We start from the raw sequence: 21,922 nt of genomic DNA on the forward strand, positions 1-21,922 counted from the left end.
AAAATCATGGTAACATTTAGAAATAACAACAATAATAGAAGAAATAGTTTTAGAAGAAATACTAGAAATTTTAAATCAAATGGTGACAGCTCCAAATTTAATTCCAATTTTTCAAATAATGATAATTTTAAAAGGAAAGCACCAGGAAGAAATAATCATAATGCTCCTAAATTAATTGAAAAATACAATGATTTAGCAAGAGAAGCTTTATCAAATGGTGATAAAATTTTATCAGAAAATTACCTTCAACATGCAGATCATTTTACAAGAATATTAAACGAAAGAGAAAGTTTTAGGAGAGAGAAATTAACTGACAGTAATAATGAAAACAATTCTGATGTTATTGAAGAAAATACTGAAAATTCTGAACAAAAATTGTCTAAAGATATAGATGATAAATCTAATGATAAAACTAAAATTGAAAAAAATATTAAATCTCAAATTGAAATAAATTAATTAATACCAAGAATTTTTTCAGATTTAAGAACATCTAATTTAATTTTTTTAGTTTCAAATAATTTTCTCTCCTTACCTTTTAATACTTTACCTGAAGGCAATTTTAATTTTTGTGAGTTAACCTTTTTCCCATTTACAATTACCTCGTAATGTAAATGAGGACCAGTAGACTTACCTGTGGATCCCACAAAACCAATTGTCTGACCCTGCTTTACTCTTACTCCAGTTTTAATTCCTCGTGCAAATTTTGACATGTGAGCGTATACTGTTTGATATGTAGAATTATGTTTAATTTTTACACAGTTTCCTCCTCCCCCACACCATCCAGCTTTTTTAATAATTCCATCACCTGATGCCATTATAGGAGTTCCCATAGGCGCAGCAAAATCTGTACCTTTATGCATTTTATTATAACCATCTATAGGATGTTTTCTCATCCCGAATGGAGAAGAGAGCCTTGCACCATTTATAGGTGTTTTCATTAATGCTTTTTTTACACTTTTACCATTTTTATCATAGTGTCCTTGACTATTTGCGTTGTCAAAATAATATAAACTATTGTCCTGACCGCTTAATAATAAATTTGAAAAAAGTATATTTCCAGTTTCGATTAATTCATTTTTTTCATTCAAAAATATTTCATACATAATTTGGAACTTATCTTTTTTTCTAATATCTCTTTGAAAATCTACTTGAAATCCATATATACCTGCGAAATCAATAATTATATTTGGTGGTATCTTTTCATCTGTAGCTGCTTTATATAGACTTTGAATAATTACATTTTCTTTATAAATTATTTTTTTTTCTAATTTGATTGAGACTATTTCTTTATTAAAAGAGTTTTCTTTAATATTTCTTTTTAAATATATTTTTTTAGTATTTGAAATTTGATATGTGAACTCTTCAATTTTATTAGTTGTTTTATCAAGACTAAATTGAATAATTTGTTTAGTATTTAGCTTATTAAGATTTACTTTTTTATTTAAAGAATTTTTAATTTTAATTATTTCTGTTTTATCAATTGAATAACTCTCCAATATTTTATCAAAAGTTTCTCCAGATTTAACTCTATGTTTAATCTTTTTGTATTTTGGATCTAAATTATTGATTATGTGTGTTAAGGTTTTTTTTAAATAAACGTTATCTACAAAATTTAAGTAAATATTTTGGTTATCTTTTTTTTTAAAATTAAAATAACTAGTAGAAATTACAGTAAATATGATAAGAAAAATTAGGAAAAAAACTTCAAAGTTCTTTTTTATTTTTAAGTTTTTGATCATTTGATTTTAGACAAATTCAATTATTAGTTTACGGGTGCTTAAAAAGCAAAAAAAACCCTTTAAAATAATCAATTTTTAGTGTTTTTTTTTGTTCTTAAATGCTTGATTTACTTTAATTTTAGCCTATAAGCACTGAACTTTCTCAATAAAATATTGTAATTTCAATAAATAAATGAGGAATATTGAGCTTTTTGCTCAATTAGCTATTTAAAAAGTAAAAATTTAAGAAGAGAAGTGTGGACGGTTAAGGTTACCAAAAATTTGTCGTACACACTTCAATCACATATAAATTTTATTCTTAGAATTTATATGGAAGCTAGTGTGCGCCGTTTTTAAACTTGAGAGTTTGATCATGGCTCAGAACGTACGCTGGCGGCACGCCTAACACATGCAAGTCGAACGAAGTAGCAATACTTAGTGGCAGACGGGTGAGTAACATGTAGGTATCTGCCCTTTGGCCTGGAATAACACGAGGAAACTTGTGCTAATACCGGATAAGTCTTTACGGAGAAAGCTTTATGCACCATTGGATGAGCCTGCACTTGATTAGTTTGTTGGTGGGGTAATGGCCTACCAAGACTGTGATCAATAGCTGATTTGAGAGGATGATCAGCCACATTGGGACTGAGACACGGCCCAAACTCCTACGGGAGGCAGCAGTGGGGAATCTTGCACAATGGAGGAAACTCTGATGCAGCGATGCCGCGTGAGTGAAGAAGGCCTTTGGGTTGTAAAGCTCTTTCGTCGGGGAAGAAAATGACTGTACCCGAATAAGAAGGTCCGGCTAACTTCGTGCCAGCAGCCGCGGTAATACGAAGGGACCTAGCGTAGTTCGGAATTACTGGGCTTAAAGAGTTCGTAGGTGGTTGAAAAAGTTAGTGGTGAAATCCCAGAGCTTAACTCTGGAACTGCCATTAAAACTTTTCAGCTAGAGTATGATAGAGGAAAGCAGAATTTCTAGTGTAGAGGTGAAATTCGTAGATATTAGAAAGAATACCAATTGCGAAGGCAGCTTTCTGGATCATTACTGACACTGAGGAACGAAAGCATGGGTAGCGAAGAGGATTAGATACCCTCGTAGTCCATGCCGTAAACGATGTGTGTTAGACGTTGGAAATTTATTTTCAGTGTCGCAGCGAAAGCGATAAACACACCGCCTGGGGAGTACGACCGCAAGGTTAAAACTCAAATGAATTGACGGGGACCCGCACAAGTAGTGGAGCATGTGGTTTAATTCGAAGATACGCGCAGAACCTTACCAACACTTGACATGTTCGTCGCGACTTTAAGAGATTAAAGTTTTCGGTTCGGCCGGACGAAACACAGGTGCTGCATGGCTGTCGTCAGCTCGTGTCGTGAGATGTTGGGTTAAGTCCCGCAACGAGCGCAACCCTCACTTTTAGTTGCCATCATTAAGTTGGGCACTCTGAAAGAACTGCCAGTGATAAGCTGGAGGAAGGTGGGGATGACGTCAAGTCCTCATGGCCCTTACGTGTTGGGCTACACACGTGCTACAATGGTATCTACAACAGGAAGCAAAACTGCGAAGTTAAGCAAATCCTTAAAAGATACCTCAGTTCGGATTGCACTCTGCAACTCGAGTGCATGAAGCTGGAATTACTAGTAATCGTGGATCAGCGTGCCACGGTGAATGCGTTCCCGGGTCTTGTACACACCGCCCGTCACACCATGGGAGTTGGTTCTACCTTAAGGCAAGGTTTCAAACCCTTGACCACGGTATAGTCAGCGACTGGGGTGAAGTCGTAACAAGGTAGCCGTAGGGGAACCTGCGGCTGGATTACCTCCTTTCTAAGGAAGAATGAAAGTAAAATTTCATTCTAAATAATATACATGGATAATGTTGACCGTCCTCATTTCTCTTCTTAAATAGTGTTTCTCTTGCATGGGGGCCGGTAGCTCAGTTGGTTAGAGCACACCCTTGATAAGGGTGGGGTCGAAAGTTCGAGTCTTTCTCGGCCCACCAATTTAAGATCATGGGGGATTAGCTCAGCTGGGAGAGCGCCTGATTTGCATTCAGGAGGTCAGCGGTTCGATCCCGCTATCCTCCACCAAAACACTTAGTTATATAAAATCGTAAATAATTAATAATTAATATCAATATCTATATCCGAACATTAGAAATGTTATTAGCTAATGTTCAAAATAAAAATTTGATTCAACACAGAATTTTTTTCTGTGCATAAATCAAGCGTTTAAGGGCGTGTAGTGGATGCCTTGGCACTGAAAGCCGATGAAGGACGTGATATACTGCGATAAGTTTCGGGGAGCTGTATGTAAGTTTTGATCCGAAAATTTCCGAATGGGGAAACCCACCACTTTTTGTGGTACTTTAAACTGAATACATAGGTTTAAAGAGACAACCTGGAGAACTGAAACATCTAAGTAACCAGAGGAAAAGAAATCAATTGAGATTCCGTTAGTAGTGGCGAGCGAACGCGGACTAGGCCAGTAGTTTTGTTAAAAAAATTTGAATAGTTTGGAAATGCTAACCATAGAGGGTGATAGTCCCGTATGAGTAATGTTTAACAAAATTCTTGAGTAAAGCGGGACACGTGAAATCCTGCTCGAATATAGGGGGACCACCCTCTAAGCCTAAATACTCTTCAGTGACCGATAGTGAACTAGTACCGTGAGGGAAAGGTGAAAAGAACCCCTATTAGGGGAGTGAAATAGAACCTGAAACCGCATGCCTACAATCAGTCGAAGCTCTTTTTAGAGTGACGGCGTACCTTTTGTATAATGGGTCAGTGACTTAATTTATTAAGCAAGCTTAAGCCATCTAGGTGTAGGCGCAGCGAAAGCAAGTCTTAATAGGGCGATTAGTTTAATGAATTAGACCCGAAAACGAATGAGCTTACCATGAGCAGGTTGAAAGTTGGGTAACACCAACCGGAGGACCGAACCAGTTGACGTTGAAAAGTCTTTGGATGACTTGTGGTAAGGGGTGAAAGGCCAACCAAATTCGTAGATAGCTGGTTTTCCGCGAAAACTATTTAGGTAGTGCGTTGAATAAATAGACATTTAGAGGTAGAGCACTAAATGGGCTAGGGGGAAGAGATTCTTACCAAACCTAATAAAACTCCGAATGCTAAATGTTGTTCTTCAGCAGACAGACTGTGGGTGCTAAGGTCCATGGTCGAGAGGGAAAGAGCCCAGACCACCAGATAAGGTCCCCAAATTATGATTAAGTGTGAAAGGATGTGGAAATTCCTTAACAGCCGGGAGGTTGGCTTAGAAGCAGCCATCCTTTAAAGATAGCGTAACAGCTCACCGGTCTAATAGAGTTTCTGCGCCGAAGATGTAACGGGGCTAAAATCATATACCGAATCTGTGGATTTGTAATTTTTTCGAAAATTACAACTGGTAGCGGAACGTTCTGTAAGCCTGTGAAGGTATACCCGTGAGGGATACTGGAGGTATCAGAAGTGCGAATGCTGACATAAGTAACGATAAAAGAAGTGAAAAACTTCTTCGCCGAAAATCCAAGGGTTTCTGCGCAAGGTTAATCCGCGCAGAGTTAGTCGGCACCTAAGGCGAGGGCGAAAGCCGTAGTCGATGGAAATAAGGTTAATATTCCTTAACCAGATGGTAGTGACGGATCTTGTAAGTTGTGAGTTCTTAATGGATTGAGCTTGCCGCGAAAAGATTCCAAGAAATAGCTCCATCATAAGACCGTACCCTAAACCGACACAGGTGGATTAATAGAGTATATTTAGGCGCTTGAGAGAATGATGTTGAAGGAACTCGGCAAAATACTTCCGTAACTTCGGGATAAGGAAGACCTTCTTGTAGGCAACTATGGGAGGGTGGCACAAGCCAGGGAGAAGCGACTGTTTATCAAAAACACAGGGCTCTGCTAACACGTAAGTGGATGTATAGGGTCTGACGCCTGCCCGGTGCTGGAAGGTTAATGCGGTTGGTGCAAGCTAACTTCTGAAGCCCCAGTAAACGGCGGCCGTAACTATAACGGTCCTAAGGTAGCGAAATTCCTTGTCGGGTAAGTTCCGACCTGCATGAATGGCGTAACGATTTCTCCGCTGTCTCCAACATCAACTCAGTGAAATTGAATTCTCCGTGAAGATGCGGAGTTCGCGTAGTTAGACGGAAAGACCCCGTGCACCTTTACTGCAACTTTACATTGGTATTAGGAAAAACATATTTAGCATAGGAGGGAGACATTGAAGCAAAGGCGTCAGCTTTTGTGGAGTCACCAGTGAAATACCTCTTTTGTTTTTCTTGGTATCTAACTGATTGCCGTTATCCGGCATCAAGACATTGTATGGTGGGTAGTTTGACTGGGGCGGTCGCCTCCCAAATAGTAACGGAGGCGTGCGAAGGTAGGCTCAGAACGGTCAGAAATCGTTCGTAGAGTGCAATGGCATAAGCCTGCCTGACTGTGAGACTGACAAGTCGAGCAGAGACGAAAGTCGGTCATAGTGATCCGGTGGTTCTGAGTGGAAGGGCCATCGCTCAACGGATAAAAGGTACGCCGGGGATAACAGGCTGATACTGCCCAAGAGCTCATATCGACGGCAGTGTTTGGCACCTCGATGTCGGCTCATCACATCCTGGGGCTGGAGCAGGTCCCAAGGGTTTGGCTGTTCGCCAATTAAAGTGGTACGTGAGCTGGGTTCAGAACGTCGTGAGACAGTTCGGTCCCTATCTGCTATGCGTGTAGAAGAATTGAGAGGAGTTGACCCTAGTACGAGAGGACCGGGTTGAACATACCACTGGTGGACCGGTTGTAGCGCCAGCTGCAGTGCCGGGTAGCTAAGTATGGACGAGATAACTGCTGAAAGCATCTAAGCGGGAAACTCACCTCAAAACTAGTTCTTCCTATAGAGCCGTGGTAGACCACCACGTTGATAGGCTGGATGTGGAAGCGCAGTAATGCGTGCAGCTGACCAGTACTAATAGCTCAATTGGCTTGATTTATGCACTGAAAAAAATTTTTAAAAAAACATTTTAATATTAATTTAAATTGAATCGTAATAACAAAATAATTAACAAATCTAATATTTATACATTTTTAATATCTATTAGCTTATTTCTATTTATTGATTTTATCTTTGGAAATAAAATTTCTGATGTAATTTATAAACCTTTGAATCCTACAGGTGTTGAACAAATTAGTGACAGTTTACATCATCACAAATTACAAGAAAATTTTAATCAAACAATAACTTGGAATAAAAATACCCATAAATTATGCACAGATCATCATGGACATAAAATTTCATGTAAAAATTTTAAAAAAGATATTTCTGACTATAATTTTGCTTTAATTGGCGATAGTTTTACCGAAGGTATAGGTCTAAATCATGAAGATACTTTTGTAGGCCATTTGGAGAATTTAAATCCTGATCTTAAGTTTTTAAATTTAGGTATTAGGTCATATTCAAATATAATATACTTAAATAGAATTAAAGAAATCCTAGATAAAAAATATTATAATTTTGATGAATTGATTTTGTTAGCTGATTTAAGTGATATTCAGGATGATAGTTATTATTATGAATTTGATGAAACAGGCAATCGAGTTATTAGCCAGGCTCCAGTTAAGACAGAAAGATTAGTTAAAAATAATTTGAGATCTCTATTTCCGTTTACTTACCATTCATTGTGGTTAATAAAGGAAAAATTTTCAAATAAGTGTAATTATTTAGACAAGTGTTTTGTGCGCGCAGGTTGGCCGTATAATAATAATTTCCTAAAAAATTCATTTGTTAGAGAAATACCAAATAATGAAAATGAGATAGATTTAGCAATAAAAACTTCACTAAATTATGCAAAAGAATTAGCAATTTTATTAAAAAAAGAAAATATAAAATTAACAGTAGTTGTTTACCCCTGGCCGGGTAATCTTTACCACGACTCTTTAAAATCAAAATATGTTAAGATTTGGAAAAACTTTTGTGAAAGAAATTGTGATAATTTTTTAAATACTTATCCAAAATTTTTTGAAATTAAAAAAGATCAAATTAGAGATTTTTATTTAAAAAATGATGTTCACTTTAATTCAAAAGGCACTAAATTGATTGCCGAGGAGATTACTAAAAAGATAATTTTAGATAAAATAAAAATTCAATAAAAAATAAAAAGTTTTTATGAATTTAAATAGTTATTTTAAAAATTTTTTTTCAACTTTTATTATCTTAGCAACAATAGCTCTGGACTCTTGTTTTCCATAATTTTCATTTAAAAATAAATTAAATGAATTATTTTTAAAATTAATCGCATTTTTTGTTATAAATTTATCTTGCATATATTTTCTCGCCCATTTCCAATCGGAAATTATACAGCCATAAGAATTTAAAAGTGGAACGCCTTCTTTTTTAATATTATTTACAAAATTAATCTTACCTATTTTTAATAAATGAGTCTTAATATGGATACTTATGAAGAATGGTGAAAATAATTTAAAATTTTTATAAACGACAGAGCATGTTTTTGAAGATTTAAGATCATTGTTTAAATTTTCTAAAAATTTAATTCTTCCCTTAATTGTTTTTTTTACTCTATTTAGTGATGCAAGTGTAATAGCTGACGAAAATTCATTGGAATTTAAATTCAATGCTGGATGCAAGGCTTTTGATGGATCTTTTAAATTTATGTTTTTTCTCCATATTTGTTTTCCTCTATCTGCATGTGATAAAACATTTCTATAAAGTTTCTTATTTTTTGTAAAAACTAAACCTGAACTTCCACTTGATGAAATTGTTTTTGAATACATTGTAGAAAAAAAACTAATATCCCCAAATGCGCCAACAAATTTTTTATTACATAAGGAATATTTTTTGTTCCATATACTTCTTGCAAATGGTGCCTGACTGCAATCTTCAATAACTTTAATTTTCCTTTTTTTTGCTTCTTTACAAATTTCATAAATTTGTGAAGTTTCACCGCCAATATGCATTATTAAAGCTGCTTTAGTTTTTTTTGTGACCCTATTTAAAAATTGTTTAAGACTAACATTGTAGCTATTAGGATAACTATCTATTAATCTTGGTTTTAAACCCAATAAAATAAGTGCATTTAATGGTCCACTATCAGTTACGGGAGAAATCAAAACTTCGCTACCTTTTTTTAAATTAAGTGCACTAATTGCAATATAAGCAGCTGCCGTCCCGGAAGAACAAGCATCTGTATATCCACCTCCCATCATTAATGAAAATTTTTTACAAAGACTATGTTCAAAATAACCCTGATATCCAGGATCAATACCTTTTTTTTTATAATAACGTATAACTTGATTTATTGATTTTATCTCATTAGAACCAAGAGCTTTTCTAGGTGGAAATTTCATTGTTTTTAATATCTTTAACAGTTTGAATATTAATAGTAAAACAAAATATGGCTGATCTTAAAATAAAAAATTTTACTATTGCTAATAATTATTCAAAAAAATACTCAAATATATTTTTAAATAATGTTACTTTAAAAAAATCAAAAAATTCTTCATTGTTATATTTAAAAAATAATTTTGATCTTTGTAAATTTAAAGAAAATAATAAAATAATTAAATATTCAGAACCTGAAGAACACATAAGCTTCATATCTAAATTGATTCTCAAAAAAATTAAGTCAAAAAAAATAAAAGCAATAGGAATTTCTATTAAAGATGAGACTCTTTTAAAAAAAATTCGAGAAAAAAACAAAAATACTCAATTTAAAGTTTTTTCACGAAGAGCAAGTTTGGAAAAAACTATTTATTTTTTTACAAAAAAAAAATTTAATGAAAAATATAATATTGTTATACTACGGCATATCTGGGAACATATTTATGATCAAAAAAAATTTTTTCTTAAATTAAAAGAAATAATTCAAAATGATCATTTAATTTACATAGAGGTTCCTGATTGTCTTAAACTGATAAAAAATCTTGATTATTCAATGATTTGGGAAGAACATAGGTATTATTATACCAAACATACATTAATTGGAGAATTAAGAAATTTAGGTTTTGAAATTGTTTTGTTTAAAAGAATTCCTCATCCACAAGAAGATAACTTATGTTTATTATTAAAGATTAAAAAAAAAAAAGTTTTAAAAATAAAAAAAAATAGAATATTAGAAAATTTATCTTTAAGTTATTTAAAAAATTTAAGTAAACAAAAAATTAAGAATAAAGCTTTTTTTGAAAATTTAAAAAAAAATAATTTTAAATTAGTGTTTTATGGCGCAACACACATGTTAAATACATTTCTTAATATAAATAAAATTAAAGAAGCGGATTATTTGATTGATGATGATATAAAAAAGAGAAATAAATTTTTTTCAGTTATCAAAAAACCAATAATTAATTTTAATAATTTCATGAAGATAGATGATAATAAATTAGCAATTTTTATTTCATGTAACCTAGCTTTAGAGAACAAGATTCTTTCAAAATTAAAAAAATTAAAAAAAAGACCTAAGATTTATTCAATTTTTCCTCATTCAAAAAATTATTTTTTAAATATTAAAGGAAGCTGATATGCAAATTAAAAAAATAAATAATGAAGTTTTTTACATAAAAGACAAAATATCTTTTTTTGATAAAAAAATGTTTAATTTTTTAATTTCACATTCAAAAAAAAATTTATCTGGTAAATGCAGAATTTGCTTTCATAAAAACCCAAAATCATCTTTACATGAAATGATAATTATTCATTCAAAAAAAAGTTATGTTCCACCACACAAACATTTAAAAAATGCTGAATCTCTTAACGTAATATCAGGATCTGCAGATTTACTAATTTTCGATAACAAAGGTAATATTAAAAAGAAAATTTTAATTTCAGATAAAAAAAAAGGAGTAGGATTTTATCGAATGAGAAAATTAACCTATCATAGTTTAATCATCAAATCGGATTATTTTATTTTTCAGGAAGTTACAAAAGGTCCATTTTTAAAAAAAAATATGAAAATTCCACCTTGGGAAAAAGTATATAAAAAAAGATACTTTAAATGAAAAATGTATTAGTTGTAGGAGGAAATTCAAGATTAGCTAAAGAAATAAAAAAAAATATAAAAAATAAAAATTTTAATATTTATTATACTCATAGAAAAAAATATAAAAATTCTTTACAATTAAATATAAAAAAACCAAATTTAAAAAAAATAAAAGAATATATAAATAAAAAAAACATTAATTCAGTAATTTTTTGTGCTGGAATTACAGACTACTATGATTGCAAAAAAAATTTTAAAAAGGCTTATGAAATAAATTGCATACAAACAACTAAATTAATAAAACTATTTTTAAATTTGAATATTTTTACTTGTTTTGTTTCCACTAATACAGTGTTTGAAAAAAAAACACCACAAAATGAATATGATGAAGCTAATCCTAAATTTGATTATTCTAAAATGAAAAAAATTACTGAGAATAAAATAATTTCATATTCAAAAAAGAAAAAAATTTATAAAAAATTAAGCATTCTTAGATTAACAAAAAATGTTAATAAAAAAACAGAACCATTTAATTCGTGGATAAAATTTATTAAACAAGATAAAAAAATAAAATGCTTTAATGATTTATTTTTTGCCCCTGTTAGGTTTAGAGATTCAGCAGAAATTTTATTTAAAATAATTCAAAAAGAGGCATATGGAATTTTTCACTTAAGTGGAGAAAAAGATTTAAACTATTACGATTTTGCTAGATTACTCGTAAAAAAATTGAATAAATCTTATTTACAAATTATTAGCACTACATCCACAAAAGAAAAAAAAAAATTATTATTTAAAAATTCAATTACCGCACTCGGGATGAAAAATACTAAAAAAAAATTGAAATTTTATCCTATAAAAATAACAAAGATTGTTAACGAGTTGGTATGAAAAAAAAATCTTTAGTAGTTGGCTGTGGAAAGCTTTTTCAATTAGTACATTTGCAAAATATAAGAAAAAATACAAAAATTAAAATTTTGATTGATCCAAGAAAAAAATTATTAAACAAAATTTTATTTGAAAAAAAGGGATTATTCAGATTCACTAATTTTGATGGAATAGAAACATTGCAAAAAAAATTCGATATTATTTTTAACATATCCTCAAGACAAAGTTCTTATTATGTAATTAAAAAGTTTCTTAAATTTTCAAAAATAATCTTTTCAGAAAAGCCAGGCGTTTTTAATTATTCCCAAGCCAAAAATTTAAAAAAGATATCAAAAAATTATAAAAGCAAAGTTTTTTTTGGATATATGTCTCGTTTTGATCAAAATATTATTAGATTAAAAAAAATTTTATCTAAACAGAAATTAAACAACTTGATTAAAGCAGATTTCTATATTTCAAATAATAATTTTTATTTAAAAAATGAAAAACATTTTAATAGTAAAGAAAAAAAGGATTTTGATTTTTCAATTGAAAATTACCCTAATTTCTTAAATAAAAAATTTCATGTTAATTATCATATTTTTATTAATAGGTATTCACATATGATAAATTTAATCCACTTTTTTTTAAATAATTTGAAAGTAAAAAAATTTGAAATAATTGATAAATATAATTATCAAACAGAGCTATCATTTAAAAATAAAAATATTGGTGTCAAATTTTCAAACAAAGGTAATTATTTAATTAAGATAAAATTTGATTATGAAAGATATTTTTATCAATTAAAGATGTTTAATCCATTAAAAAATAAAGCCTCTATTCTTATAGTTAAAGATAAAAAAACTAGTATTTCAAAAAAATATGTTAAATATACAAATCTTTTTCGTGATGAAATAAAATCAACTATCAATAATAAAAAAAATATTTCATTTTCAACTTTAGAAGATTTGATAAAAGATTTTAGTTTAATTGATGACATATGGAAAAAAACTAATCATTAAATTAAGCTTGTAATTAAATTTTAATTAATATAACGAACACTAAATGAAAAAAGTTTTAATTATTGGAGGAGGTTTTGCTGGTTGTGCAAACGCGCATGCGCTTTCTTTAACTGGAGAATATGAGATTACCTTAGTTGAAAAGAGTAATCAGCTTGGAGCTGGCGTAAGAACACATTTTTGGGGGGGTCATCCATATACATTTGGACCAAGACACTTTTTAACAAAAGATCAAAAACTTTATGATTTTTTGAATAAATACGTCCCAATGAGAGATTGTAGCGAACATAAATACCTTACTTATGTTGAGAAAGATGATCAGTTTTATAGCATGCCATTAAGCTATGACGACATTGAATTGATGCCAGATAAACAACAAATTTATAATGAACTTGATGATATTAAGAAAAATCCAAGTAATCAAAAACCTGAAAATTTAGAGGACTTTTGGATCTCGTCGATTGGAAAGATACTATATAAAAAAGTTGTCGAAAATTATAATAAGAAAATGTGGATGGTTGATGATAATAAAGTTTTCAAATCTTTTGGATGGAGCACAAAGGGGGATCCAATTAAAAAAGGAAAAAGAGATGCATTTGATAATGAAGTAATTTCAGCTTATCCCATTTCTTTAGATGGTTATAATAAATATTTTGATATTGCGGTAAAAGGTGTAAAGCACTTATTGTTAAATACATCAATAGAAGAAATAAATCTAAATAAACTTGAGGTAAAAATTAAAGGTGAGTTTCATAAATTTGATTTTATAATTTCATCCATAAGTCCAGACGAAATAGTTGGTAATATTTATGGTGAACTTAAATATATGGGAAGAGATTTGTTAAAAATCGTATTACCAATGAAAGAATGCTTTCCAAAAGATATATACTTTCTTTATTATGCCAATGAAGAAATATTCACAAGAATAGTTGAGTATAAAAGATTTACAAAATATGAATCAAACAATACTTTGATTGGCCTTGAAATTCCCTCTAAAAAAGGAAAATATTATCCTTTACCTTTAGAGGAAGAACAAAATAAAGCGATGAAATATCATAATCATCTACCAGCTAATTTTTTTTGCGTAGGAAGAAATGGTACCTATAGATACAGTGTAGATATAGATGACTGTATCGAGCAAGCTTTTTTTGTTGCAGATTTAATTAAGAAATCAAAGTGGGAAAATGCTGTTCCAATGGAAAAACATAGAATGAAAAATTTTTCTAGTATGGGTAAAGAGTAAATGATATTATTCTATAATAATAGTAATACACTCTTATAGGAGATTTATTTGTCTAAAATTTTGACAATTAATCAATTAGCAAAAAAGCTAAAAAAAAAAAAATTTTCACTAGTACATGGTGTTTTTGATATTATTCACATTGGTCATAAAAAACACTTTGACATTGCAAGATCATATACCGGTTTTTTGGTAGTTTCCATTACATCAGATCGTTATGTTAGAAAAGGCCCTAATAGGCCAATGTTTAGTGAAGACTATAGAGCAGAAATGATTTCATCTTTTGAAAACGTAGATGCTGTGGTAATAAATGATGACGTTACGTCAATAAATTTAATAAATAAAGTTAAACCAAATTTTTATTTCAAAGGAAATGATTATAAAAATTTTAAAAACGATATTACCAATAATATTCAAAAAGAAATAAATGCTGTTGAAAGAAATAATGGCAAGATAATTTTCACAGATGATGTACAATTTTCATCCTCAAAAATAATTAATACTAACTTAACTCAACTTAATGTAAGAAATAATCAAAAATTTAAGGATAAATGTATAAAAGCACTTGATGACATAAAAAATTTAAAAGTTTGTATAATTGGAGAAATGATTTTTGACAAATATGTTTATTGTTCTGAGCTTGAGAAACCATCAAAGGAAATGATTCAAGCTGTAGAGAGAAAAAATGAAAAATTATATTTTGGTGGATCATTTGCTATAGCAAAAAATATTTCAGAATTTTGTAAAAGTGTTGATTTATTTATTGGTGGAAATTTTAAAAGAGAAATAATTAAAAAACTTAATGATAATAAAAATCAAAACATAAACTTAAAAATATTTAAGAACAACTTTAATACAATCACAAAAACAAGATTTATAAATTTTTCAGGTAGAAAACTTTTTGAAATTTATGAGAGAGATGGAAAAGACAGGAAATTTGACTCAAAATTATTTGAGCAGAGCATAAAAAAACAGATTAAAAATTATGATTTAGTAATTTTATCTGATTTTGGTCATAATTTTATAAATAAAAATTTATCTAATATAGTCCAAAAAGATGCTAAATTTTTATCAATAAATACACAAACAAATTCCGACAACAGAGGTTTTAATTTAATTACAAAATATTCAAGAGCAAATAATATAGTAATTGATCAGCCCGAAATTAGACTAGCTTTAAGTGATAGAGAGAAAAGTATTTCACTTTTGTCAAAAGAATTAATGAAAAAAATTAATACTAAAAATTTAATGGTTACAATGGGTAAAGACGGTATTCATTTAGTATCAAAAATTAAAAAGAATAAAATAGCTGAATTACAATTGCCTGCTTTTGAAAAAAAACCTTTAGATACTATGGGAGCCGGAGATGCAGTTTTTGGAATATGCTCTTTATTATCAGCCGCTAAAGTAGACCCAGAAACTACAATTTTTGTTTCAAATATTTTTGGATCTATTGCAACTAAAATCCTTGGCCATGAAAATTATATCAAAAAAATTGAAGTTACTAAGTCCATACAATACATGCTTAAATAAACTGCCAAGTTTTATCTATAAATTCTTTCTCTGGTCTTGTTAGAGCTATTTTTTTCTTTGTAAAAAATTCATTATCAAAAATTAAATTTTCCTCAATTTCTCTTAAAGATGAAGAATTTTTTTCAAACTTAATATTTTCGAAAATAAAATATAGAGATTTATTATTTTTGATACACAACTTATAGAATTTATGTCTTAAATCAAAACTTTCTGGTAGGCAAAATGTAGATAACATTACAATTCCATTAATCGACTTTTCTTTTGCCAATGAATTAAGAATTATTGCATTATCACCATACATATTTTCATTAGTTGTCATGAAAAATTGTCCGTTTAATTTTTCATTAATATAATTCTTGTTCATTTGATTTTGAATATAAGAAGGAAAAATAACACCATTGATTGGTTTTAGATGTAAATATCCTGCGTAAACTTTTATTTTTTTTGCCATTTTATAATTTCTTATTAATTTTAAATTTATTTTCGTTCACACCATTTATGAAATTAAAACCAATTTTTGTTAATGGTTTAACTGTTAAAGGTTTATAAAAATGCGGTATATTTCTATGTGTTTTGCTGAACACATCGTAAGGAGAAAGTAAACTTTTGAATCTACAGTTTAAAGAAATTCTTGAGATCGATGTTTTGTTAACAACATTACCATGCATTACCACTGGCGTAAATAATAATACATTTCCATAATCTATTTTTATAAATTTAAATTTTTTTTTGTGTTTGTTATAGATTTCAAGAATAGTTCTATTTTTGCTAGTTGTTACTTCTTTATTAATCAGCCGATTATTTTTTGGATCTGTAATAAACATTGAATGTGAGCAGGAAGCAACATTGGTGAGAGGTATCCATATGACAACTTCAAATGGACTTTCACCAGCATAAATATCGGAATGCATTGGAAGCATTGAAGTATCATCATTTGGTATTTGGATGGATATATTCAGTTTGGTTTGCATTGCTAACTCATTGCCAACAAGGTTATGTAATAAATATTTTGATACCTCATAGTAATTTTTTTTAAATTTCTCATCTTTATTAATTCCTTGAATAATTTTTAATCTAAAATTATTTAATTCTTTTTTAGTTACATGTTTGTGGATGTTTTCAAAAAAAATTTCTGTTTGTTTGTATCTTTTATAAACTTTTTTTAAACTTGGTTTAGATTTTAAGCTTAACTCTAAAATTTTCTTTTGAAGAAAATCAAGAGAACTTTTATTGATTGCTCTTTTAATAACATAACCTTTTTTTTTTAGTTGATTTTCTAAGTTTTTTAATTCTGACATAACAATTGAATTTTATTTAAATATAACTAAAAGACAATAAATATATAAGAACAAATGAAAATAATTATTACAGGTGGAGCAGGGTTTATTGGAAGTCATTTAATAGAAAAGTTAATTAGATCAAAAAAAATAAAAAAAGTAATATTGATAGATAACTTTGAGGATGGAAATAGAAGAAATATAAGTAAAATAGTAAAATACAAAAAACTTAAAATTGTCAAATCAGATATAACTAATATTAATTCCATAAGAAAATATTTTAGAGGTATAAATGCTGTAATTCATTTAGCTGCAATAGCAGACATTGTTCCATCAATTGAAAATCCAAAAAACTATATTAATACAAATTTTAATGGAACCATTAATATATTAGAGAGTATGAGACATTATGGTGTTAAAAAAATAATTTATGCAGCCTCATCCTCATGCTACGGAATACCTAAAAAATATCCTACTGACGAAAAAGAAAAAATCTCACCAGAGTATCCATATGCTTTTAGTAAATATGTTGGTGAACTAGCAATTCAACATTGGGCAAAAATTTATAAATTAAATTATATTTCTCTCAGATTATTTAATGTTTATGGAACTAGATCAAGGACTCATGGCGCATATGGTGCAGTTATGGGAGTTTTTTTAAAGCAGAAACTTTCAAACAAGCCTTACACTATTGTAGGAGACGGAAAGCAAACTAGAGATTTTATTTATGTTTCAGATGTTGTGAATGCTTTTGAAAAGGCTCTTTTTTCAAGCAAGAAAAATAAAATTTACAACGTAGGTGCGAACAATCCAAAAAGTATAAATGAACTTGTTTCAATTTTAGAGGGTAAAAAAATTTTCATTCCTAAAAGACCAGGAGAGCCAAAAATAACTAATGCGAAAATAAAAAAAATTAAAAGAGAGCTCAACTGGAGACCAAAAATTTCTTTATTGAAAGGTGTTAAATTATTATTGAAAGATATAAGTTATTGGAGTAATGCTCCTTTGTGGACACCACAAAAAATTTCAAAAGCAACTAAAGTGTGGTTCAAATTTTTAAGGAAATAATATGAGAGTTTTGATTACAGGGGGGTCGGGATATGTAGGTTCGAGACTTACATATTATTTATTAGAGAAATTTAGTGATTTAGAGATTATAAATTATGATATTTCATTATTTGGAGACGAACATCTTCCAAATGATAGTGATAAATATAAATATTATAAAAAAGATATTAGAAATTCTGAGGATTTTGAAGAAGTCATTAAAAAACATTCTGTAGATGTTGTTCTGCATCTTGCATGTATATCAAATGATCCAAGTTTTGAACTGGACTCAAGCTTATCTAAAAGTATAAATTTTGAATGTTTTGAAGATTTGGTTAAAGTTAGCAAAGTAAATAATGTTAAAAAATTTATTTATGCATCAACCTCTTCGGTTTACGGTATTAGTGACAACCCAAGAGTAGATGAAGAGCACGAGCTTAAACCAATAACAGACTACAATACGCTTAAGGCAAAATGTGAGCCATTATTAATAAAATATGTTGATAATAATTTTCATGGAATTGTTATAAGACCAGCTACTGTATGTGGTTATAGTGAAAAAATGAGATTTGATCTTTCAGTAAATATTTTAACCAACCATGCATACATCAATAACAAAATCAATATTTTTGGTGGAGAACAATATAGACCCAATATTAATTTAAACGATATGTGTAGATTGTATGAAATGCTGATTTTTAAAGATCTTAAAAAATTTAATGGAGAGATTTTTAATGCTGGATTACAAAATTTGAAAATTTCAGAAATTGCAAATATAGTTAAACGAGTTGTTGAAAAAAGAAAATCAAAAAAAGTTGAACTAAATTTTACAAAATCTGATGATGTAAGATCTTACAGGATTACATCTGATAAGATTCAGAATATTTTAGGTTTTAATTTTGAATTTTCAATAGAAGATGCTGTAGAAGAGCTTTGTGAAAACTTTGAAAATGGAAATTTAACAGATACATTTAATACGAAGTTTCAGAATATTAAAGTGTTAAAAAACAAATTAGAAAAAAAAGAATTTATTTAAAATGAATAAATTCATAAGAACCTTTGAAACCTGAGCTTTTTAATATCCAAATCCATTGATCATCAGAAAAGAAGCTTTGACATGTTAAAGCCCAACATTGAAGGTTAAATAGTTCTTTATCATTACGATAACTTTCTACCATGATATAGTTTTTTTTTCCAATTCTTACAATTTCTTTGATAGTTTTTATTAAATTATGAATTTTTAAATTATGTAAACAACCAAGAGAAATAACCAAATCAAATTCTTTATTTTTAAACTTCGTTTTCTGATTAATATCATGATTGAATAAATATTTCTTAATTTTTGGATGAGAGTTCTTTATGCCATATCTTGATATATCAAATCCTACTATTTTAATATTAGGAAGGATTTGTTTTATCTCATACAGTAAATAACCCTTTCCACATCCAGCATCTAAAATTTTAGAATTATTATTTAATTTAAAATGTTTAATTAATTTTTTTGCAATAGGTGTCCATCTGCCTGGTATGAATTTATAACCTCCATATCCATATTTTCTATTTCCATCCCAATAATCAAATTCATATTTTTTTGCAATTTTCATGCAATGAATTTTATTATCAGTCATTCTTTTTAAGTAGTTTCTTTTTGTTGAATGATGTAATTTATTTATTAATTTTAGCTTGTTCATTTATAGATTAATTTTCTTATTTTTTTTTCAGTTATACCATGCTTTTTTAATAGATTTTCTTGACTTGAGTATTCTTTTAAAAAATCATCTTTTAATGCTAAATGATGAATTTTCCCTTTAAATTTTAGTTCATAAGCACTTTCTTTAATAATACTACCCAGACCACCTATGTACGAGTGATCCTCGAGTACAATTATTGTTTTATATTTGTTAAAAATTTTTTTTAAACCATTGTAATCGAAAGGTTTTAGAGTGTGAGCACTATAAATTGATACCGAGTCTTTACTGGAATTATTTATAGCTCCAAAAGCATATCTTATAATAGGTCCACATGAAATGATTGCTGTTTTATAGCCACTTTTAATTTTTCTTATTTTTCCAAAGGCCCATTTCTCTGAATTTCTTGTAAAATTTTTTTCTCCTGATTTGCCTATTTTCAAATATATCGGACCTTTTTTATTTTTAGCACAATATTTAATACATTCACTTAGCTCATCAGGATCACACGGAATTAAAATTTGCATATTTGGGATTGATCTAGCAACAGAAACATCTTCCTGTGTTAAATGTGTTCCACCTAAATTTGCATAAATTGTGCCAGAACCCATACCAACTATTGTCACTGGTAGTTTTTGATAACACAAATCATTTCTTATCATTTCAAAAGGCCTATAAAGAGAAAAATTTGCAATTGTATATGCAAATACAATTTTTTTTTGAAGGGAAAGTCCAGCAGCAATTCCAATCATAGCTTGTTCAGAAACCCCAACGTTTATAAATCTATTTTTAAATTTTTTTTGAAATTTTTCCATGCTCCCAGCAGGAGAAATATCAGCAACTACAATATGCACTGATTTGTTTTTATTAGCAATTTTTACTAATTCTTCTGAAAATTTATTTCTCATATTTTTCTAATTCTTTTAATGATTGTTTGTACTCAGTTTTATTTGGAGATCGATAATGCCACATAGGAACATCTTTCATAAATGAGATTGGATAACCTTTAATTGTTTTAGAAATTAGAGCAAAAGGTTTATTTTTTTTCTTTTTTGAAATTTTTTTATAAATATCAAAAGAGTTATGACCATCACAATATTCAGAATCCCATCCAAAATTTATAAATTTTTCTTTAATTGGATAAAGGGACGGATGTGTATTAGTCGCTCTTGTTGCACTTTGTAAATCATTATTATCAATGACAATAATTATATTATTTAAATTAAGTGAGGATATAATTAAGACAGTTTCCCAAACAGATCCTTCCATCAATTCTCCATCACTCAAAACAACAAATATTTTATTTTTTCTGTTTGCAATTGCCATTCCTGCGGCAATAGCTAAACCATGCCCTAAAGAACCAGTTGAAGCCTCTATACCTCTTGTAAATACTTCTGGATGAACACCTAATTTACCATTGGGCTGACAATAGCTATTTAATAATTTTTTACTAATAATTTTATGATCTTCTAAAATAATATACTGAATTATACCACAATGTCCTTTAGAAAGTATTACCTTATCATTTTTTTTCTTCAAAACATTGTAGACTACATCCATGGCTTCTACAGATGAGAACGAACCACCCACATGTAAAGCTTGAACTTTTTGAGAGATTTCAAGTAGTCTTTTTCTATAATTAATACATCTCTTTTTGGCTTTTTTTAGTTTTGAAATCATATTTTATTCCTATTAATTAAATTATTTACAAATGATTCAAAGTTTTTTTTGTCATTGTATATAAAATTATTTTTTAATTTAGCTCTTTTACCTGCCAATACATCAGATCTTTTATCACCAATTAAAAAACTTTTCTTTCTATCAATAGCATATTTTTTAATAAAATAATTTATCATTCCAGGGTTCGGTTTTCTCATAGAACATTTTCTTTTATATTTTTCTATCTTTGCTTTAGGGTGGCAAGGACAGTATTTAATTCCTTTGATTTTGACATTTTTAGATTTCAATTTTTTTTCTATTTTATTATGTATACTTTTTAGTTTTTTCTCTGAAAAATAACCTCTACCAACACCACTTTGATTTGTTATAATAAATATTGAATACTTCTTATCTATTATTTTTGTTAAACCCTCGAATATTCCAGTTGTATATTTAATATCTTTTAAGTTTTTTAAATAATTTTTATCTTTTATGACAACACCATCTCTATCTAAAAAACATGCTATCATTTAAAAGTTTTAATTGAATATTTAATAATATTTAAAAGAAAAGAACCAGATTTTGTGAGATACAAATTCGTATTATTTATTTTTAATAAATTATTATTTTGTAGATTTTTTAGTCTCTGAAAAATAAGAGTTTCAATATTAAATGACTTTTCAAGGTCTTTAATATTAATTTCTTTTTTTAGATAAATTTTTCTCAGTAAACCTAATGCCACTGATCTTTCTAGGGTAGACAATAAAATTGTAAATATAACTGCATTTGAAAAATAAAACTTAATAAGCAAAACAGTACTAATTTGATTTTGATAAATAACTATTATCACAAAAAGAATTAACAAATTTAAAATATTCTGTAGATGAATACTTATTTTTTT

18 protein-coding genes, 2 tRNA genes and 2 rRNA genes are annotated in these 21,922 nt (G+C 28.8%); 14 read left to right on the forward strand and 8 right to left on the reverse strand.

Features of this window, described 5'->3' with window-relative positions:
• Nucleotides 1–6 precede the first annotated feature (6 nt).
• The gene (locus AMN83_RS04560) at nt 7–456 is read left to right on the forward strand and encodes a DUF4167 domain-containing protein (RefSeq protein WP_075504486.1); all 450 of its coding nucleotides are present in this window, start codon (nt 7–9) and stop codon (nt 454–456) included.
• Here the strand turns inward: AMN83_RS04560 and AMN83_RS04565 are convergent.
• The gene (locus AMN83_RS04565; RefSeq protein ID WP_075504487.1) at nt 453–1,739 is read right to left on the reverse strand and encodes a M23 family metallopeptidase; all 1,287 of its coding nucleotides are present in this window, start codon (nt 1,737–1,739) and stop codon (nt 453–455) included. The two genes, AMN83_RS04560 and AMN83_RS04565, sit on opposite strands and share 4 nt — an antisense overlap.
• A gap of 334 nt (nt 1,740–2,073) precedes the next feature.
• Here AMN83_RS04565 and AMN83_RS04570 point away from each other — a divergent pair.
• The 5 genes from AMN83_RS04570 (at nt 2,074) to AMN83_RS04590 (ending at nt 7,851) form a co-directional block, all read left to right on the forward strand.
• Nucleotides 2,074–3,548: ribosomal RNA gene (locus tag AMN83_RS04570) — 16S ribosomal RNA — on the forward strand.
• A 98-nt stretch (nt 3,549–3,646) separates the two neighbouring features.
• A tRNA-Ile gene (locus AMN83_RS04575) sits at nt 3,647–3,723 on the forward strand.
• A 12-nt stretch (nt 3,724–3,735) separates the two neighbouring features.
• Nucleotides 3,736–3,811, forward strand: a tRNA-Ala gene (locus tag AMN83_RS04580).
• 131 nt (nt 3,812–3,942) lie between these two features.
• Nucleotides 3,943–6,695: ribosomal RNA gene (locus AMN83_RS04585) — 23S ribosomal RNA — on the forward strand.
• The 16S and 23S rRNA genes sit together here with 2 tRNA genes alongside, the layout of an rRNA operon.
• Before the next feature lie 46 nt (nt 6,696–6,741).
• Nucleotides 6,742–7,851, forward strand: coding sequence for a hypothetical protein (locus tag AMN83_RS04590; RefSeq protein ID WP_075504488.1), 1,110 nt, complete (start codon nt 6,742–6,744; stop codon nt 7,849–7,851).
• Nucleotides 7,852–7,881: 30 nt separating this feature from the next.
• Here the strand turns inward: AMN83_RS04590 and AMN83_RS04595 are convergent, their stop codons facing one another.
• Nucleotides 7,882–9,066 (reverse strand): DegT/DnrJ/EryC1/StrS family aminotransferase, encoded by a 1,185-nt coding sequence (locus AMN83_RS04595; RefSeq protein ID WP_075504489.1) that lies wholly within the window; start codon nt 9,064–9,066, stop codon nt 7,882–7,884.
• A 47-nt stretch (nt 9,067–9,113) separates the two neighbouring features.
• On the opposite strand from AMN83_RS04595, the gene AMN83_RS04600 reads away from it, so the two are divergent.
• Genes AMN83_RS04600 through AMN83_RS04625 form a run of 6 tightly spaced genes read left to right on the forward strand, consistent with a single transcriptional unit; the run spans nt 9,114 to nt 15,350 of the window.
• Nucleotides 9,114–10,235, forward strand: a complete 1,122-nt coding sequence (locus tag AMN83_RS04600; RefSeq protein ID WP_075504490.1) for a methyltransferase domain-containing protein — start codon at nt 9,114–9,116, stop codon at nt 10,233–10,235.
• A 1-nt stretch (nt 10,236) separates the two neighbouring features.
• Nucleotides 10,237–10,713 carry a WbuC family cupin fold metalloprotein gene (locus AMN83_RS04605; protein WP_075504491.1) on the forward strand — a complete coding sequence of 159 codons (477 nt, stop codon included), beginning with the start codon at nt 10,237–10,239 and terminating at the stop codon, nt 10,711–10,713.
• Nucleotides 10,710–11,582: a sugar nucleotide-binding protein gene (locus tag AMN83_RS04610; protein WP_075504492.1), complete on the forward strand. Its 873-nt coding sequence runs from the start codon at nt 10,710–10,712 to the stop codon at nt 11,580–11,582. Before AMN83_RS04605 ends, AMN83_RS04610 begins: the two co-directional genes overlap by 4 nt.
• Entirely contained in the window at nt 11,579–12,580 is a 1,002-nt protein-coding gene (locus AMN83_RS04615) for a Gfo/Idh/MocA family oxidoreductase (protein ID WP_075504493.1), read from the forward strand. The genes AMN83_RS04610 and AMN83_RS04615 overlap by 4 nt, the downstream gene beginning before the upstream one ends.
• A gap of 43 nt (nt 12,581–12,623) precedes the next feature.
• Nucleotides 12,624–13,820, forward strand: coding sequence for a UDP-galactopyranose mutase (locus AMN83_RS04620; RefSeq protein WP_075504494.1), 1,197 nt, complete (start codon nt 12,624–12,626; stop codon nt 13,818–13,820).
• 48 nt (nt 13,821–13,868) lie between these two features.
• Nucleotides 13,869–15,350, forward strand: coding sequence for a PfkB family carbohydrate kinase (locus tag AMN83_RS04625; protein ID WP_075504495.1), 1,482 nt, complete (start codon nt 13,869–13,871; stop codon nt 15,348–15,350).
• On the opposite strand, the gene AMN83_RS04630 is transcribed toward AMN83_RS04625, so the two are convergent.
• Entirely contained in the window at nt 15,343–15,801 is a 459-nt protein-coding gene (locus AMN83_RS04630; RefSeq protein ID WP_075504496.1) for an LIC12192 family sporadic carbohydrate cluster protein, read from the reverse strand. The two genes, AMN83_RS04625 and AMN83_RS04630, sit on opposite strands and share 8 nt — an antisense overlap.
• A gap of 1 nt (nt 15,802) precedes the next feature.
• Nucleotides 15,803–16,648, reverse strand: coding sequence for a sporadic carbohydrate cluster 2OG-Fe(II) oxygenase (locus AMN83_RS04635; protein ID WP_075504497.1), 846 nt, complete (start codon nt 16,646–16,648; stop codon nt 15,803–15,805).
• A 54-nt stretch (nt 16,649–16,702) separates the two neighbouring features.
• Here AMN83_RS04635 and AMN83_RS04640 point away from each other — a divergent pair, with 54 nt between their 5' ends.
• Both AMN83_RS04640 and AMN83_RS04645 read left to right on the forward strand, forming a co-directional pair.
• Nucleotides 16,703–17,695 carry an NAD-dependent epimerase/dehydratase family protein gene (locus AMN83_RS04640; protein ID WP_075504498.1) on the forward strand — a complete coding sequence of 331 codons (993 nt, stop codon included), beginning with the start codon at nt 16,703–16,705 and terminating at the stop codon, nt 17,693–17,695.
• 1 nt (nt 17,696) lies between these two features.
• Nucleotides 17,697–18,710 (forward strand): NAD-dependent epimerase/dehydratase family protein, encoded by a 1,014-nt coding sequence (locus tag AMN83_RS04645; protein WP_075504499.1) that lies wholly within the window; start codon nt 17,697–17,699, stop codon nt 18,708–18,710.
• Here the strand turns inward: AMN83_RS04645 and AMN83_RS04650 are convergent.
• Genes AMN83_RS04650 through AMN83_RS04665 form a run of 4 tightly spaced genes read right to left on the reverse strand, consistent with a single transcriptional unit; the run spans nt 18,703 to nt 21,551 of the window.
• Complete coding sequence (locus tag AMN83_RS04650) at nt 18,703–19,365, reverse strand: class I SAM-dependent methyltransferase (protein WP_075504500.1); 663 nt, start codon at nt 19,363–19,365, stop codon at nt 18,703–18,705. The two genes, AMN83_RS04645 and AMN83_RS04650, sit on opposite strands and share 8 nt — an antisense overlap.
• Nucleotides 19,362–20,270 (reverse strand): transketolase family protein, encoded by a 909-nt coding sequence (locus AMN83_RS04655; protein ID WP_075504501.1) that lies wholly within the window; start codon nt 20,268–20,270, stop codon nt 19,362–19,364. Before AMN83_RS04655 ends, AMN83_RS04650 begins: the two co-directional genes overlap by 4 nt.
• On the reverse strand, nt 20,260–21,042 hold the full coding sequence (locus AMN83_RS04660; protein ID WP_075504502.1) for a 1-deoxy-D-xylulose-5-phosphate synthase N-terminal domain-containing protein: 783 nt from the start codon (nt 21,040–21,042) through the stop codon (nt 20,260–20,262). The genes AMN83_RS04655 and AMN83_RS04660 overlap by 11 nt, the downstream gene beginning before the upstream one ends.
• Nucleotides 21,039–21,551: a D-glycero-alpha-D-manno-heptose-1,7-bisphosphate 7-phosphatase gene (locus tag AMN83_RS04665; protein WP_075504503.1), complete on the reverse strand. Its 513-nt coding sequence runs from the start codon at nt 21,549–21,551 to the stop codon at nt 21,039–21,041. Before AMN83_RS04665 ends, AMN83_RS04660 begins: the two co-directional genes overlap by 4 nt.
• Nucleotides 21,552–21,922 lie beyond the last annotated feature (371 nt).

The organism is Candidatus Pelagibacter communis, assembly GCF_001180025.1.
Classification (GTDB): Bacteria; Pseudomonadota; Alphaproteobacteria; order Pelagibacterales; family Pelagibacteraceae; genus Pelagibacter; species Pelagibacter ubique_A.

What these genes read in the sequence shown, in the direction of transcription:
- AMN83_RS04560 (WP_075504486.1), top strand. Translation starts at nt 7, where the DNA reads ATGGTAACATTTAGAAATAACAACAATAATAGAAGAAATAGTTTTAGA.
- AMN83_RS04565 (WP_075504487.1), bottom strand. Translation starts at nt 1,739, where the DNA reads ATGATCAAAAACTTAAAAATAAAAAAGAACTTTGAAGTTTTTTTCCTA.
- AMN83_RS04595 (WP_075504489.1), bottom strand. Translation starts at nt 9,066, where the DNA reads ATGAAATTTCCACCTAGAAAAGCTCTTGGTTCTAATGAGATAAAATCA.
- AMN83_RS04600 (WP_075504490.1), top strand. Translation starts at nt 9,114, where the DNA reads ATGGCTGATCTTAAAATAAAAAATTTTACTATTGCTAATAATTATTCA.
- AMN83_RS04605 (WP_075504491.1), top strand. Translation starts at nt 10,237, where the DNA reads ATGCAAATTAAAAAAATAAATAATGAAGTTTTTTACATAAAAGACAAA.
- AMN83_RS04610 (WP_075504492.1), top strand. Translation starts at nt 10,710, where the DNA reads ATGAAAAATGTATTAGTTGTAGGAGGAAATTCAAGATTAGCTAAAGAA.
- AMN83_RS04615 (WP_075504493.1), top strand. Translation starts at nt 11,579, where the DNA reads ATGAAAAAAAAATCTTTAGTAGTTGGCTGTGGAAAGCTTTTTCAATTA.
- AMN83_RS04620 (WP_075504494.1), top strand. Translation starts at nt 12,624, where the DNA reads ATGAAAAAAGTTTTAATTATTGGAGGAGGTTTTGCTGGTTGTGCAAAC.
- AMN83_RS04630 (WP_075504496.1), bottom strand. Translation starts at nt 15,801, where the DNA reads ATGGCAAAAAAAATAAAAGTTTACGCAGGATATTTACATCTAAAACCA.
- AMN83_RS04635 (WP_075504497.1), bottom strand. Translation starts at nt 16,648, where the DNA reads ATGTCAGAATTAAAAAACTTAGAAAATCAACTAAAAAAAAAAGGTTAT.
- AMN83_RS04640 (WP_075504498.1), top strand. Translation starts at nt 16,703, where the DNA reads ATGAAAATAATTATTACAGGTGGAGCAGGGTTTATTGGAAGTCATTTA.
- AMN83_RS04645 (WP_075504499.1), top strand. Translation starts at nt 17,697, where the DNA reads ATGAGAGTTTTGATTACAGGGGGGTCGGGATATGTAGGTTCGAGACTT.
- AMN83_RS04650 (WP_075504500.1), bottom strand. Translation starts at nt 19,365, where the DNA reads ATGAACAAGCTAAAATTAATAAATAAATTACATCATTCAACAAAAAGA.
- AMN83_RS04655 (WP_075504501.1), bottom strand. Translation starts at nt 20,270, where the DNA reads ATGAGAAATAAATTTTCAGAAGAATTAGTAAAAATTGCTAATAAAAAC.
- AMN83_RS04660 (WP_075504502.1), bottom strand. Translation starts at nt 21,042, where the DNA reads ATGATTTCAAAACTAAAAAAAGCCAAAAAGAGATGTATTAATTATAGA.
- AMN83_RS04665 (WP_075504503.1), bottom strand. Translation starts at nt 21,551, where the DNA reads ATGATAGCATGTTTTTTAGATAGAGATGGTGTTGTCATAAAAGATAAA.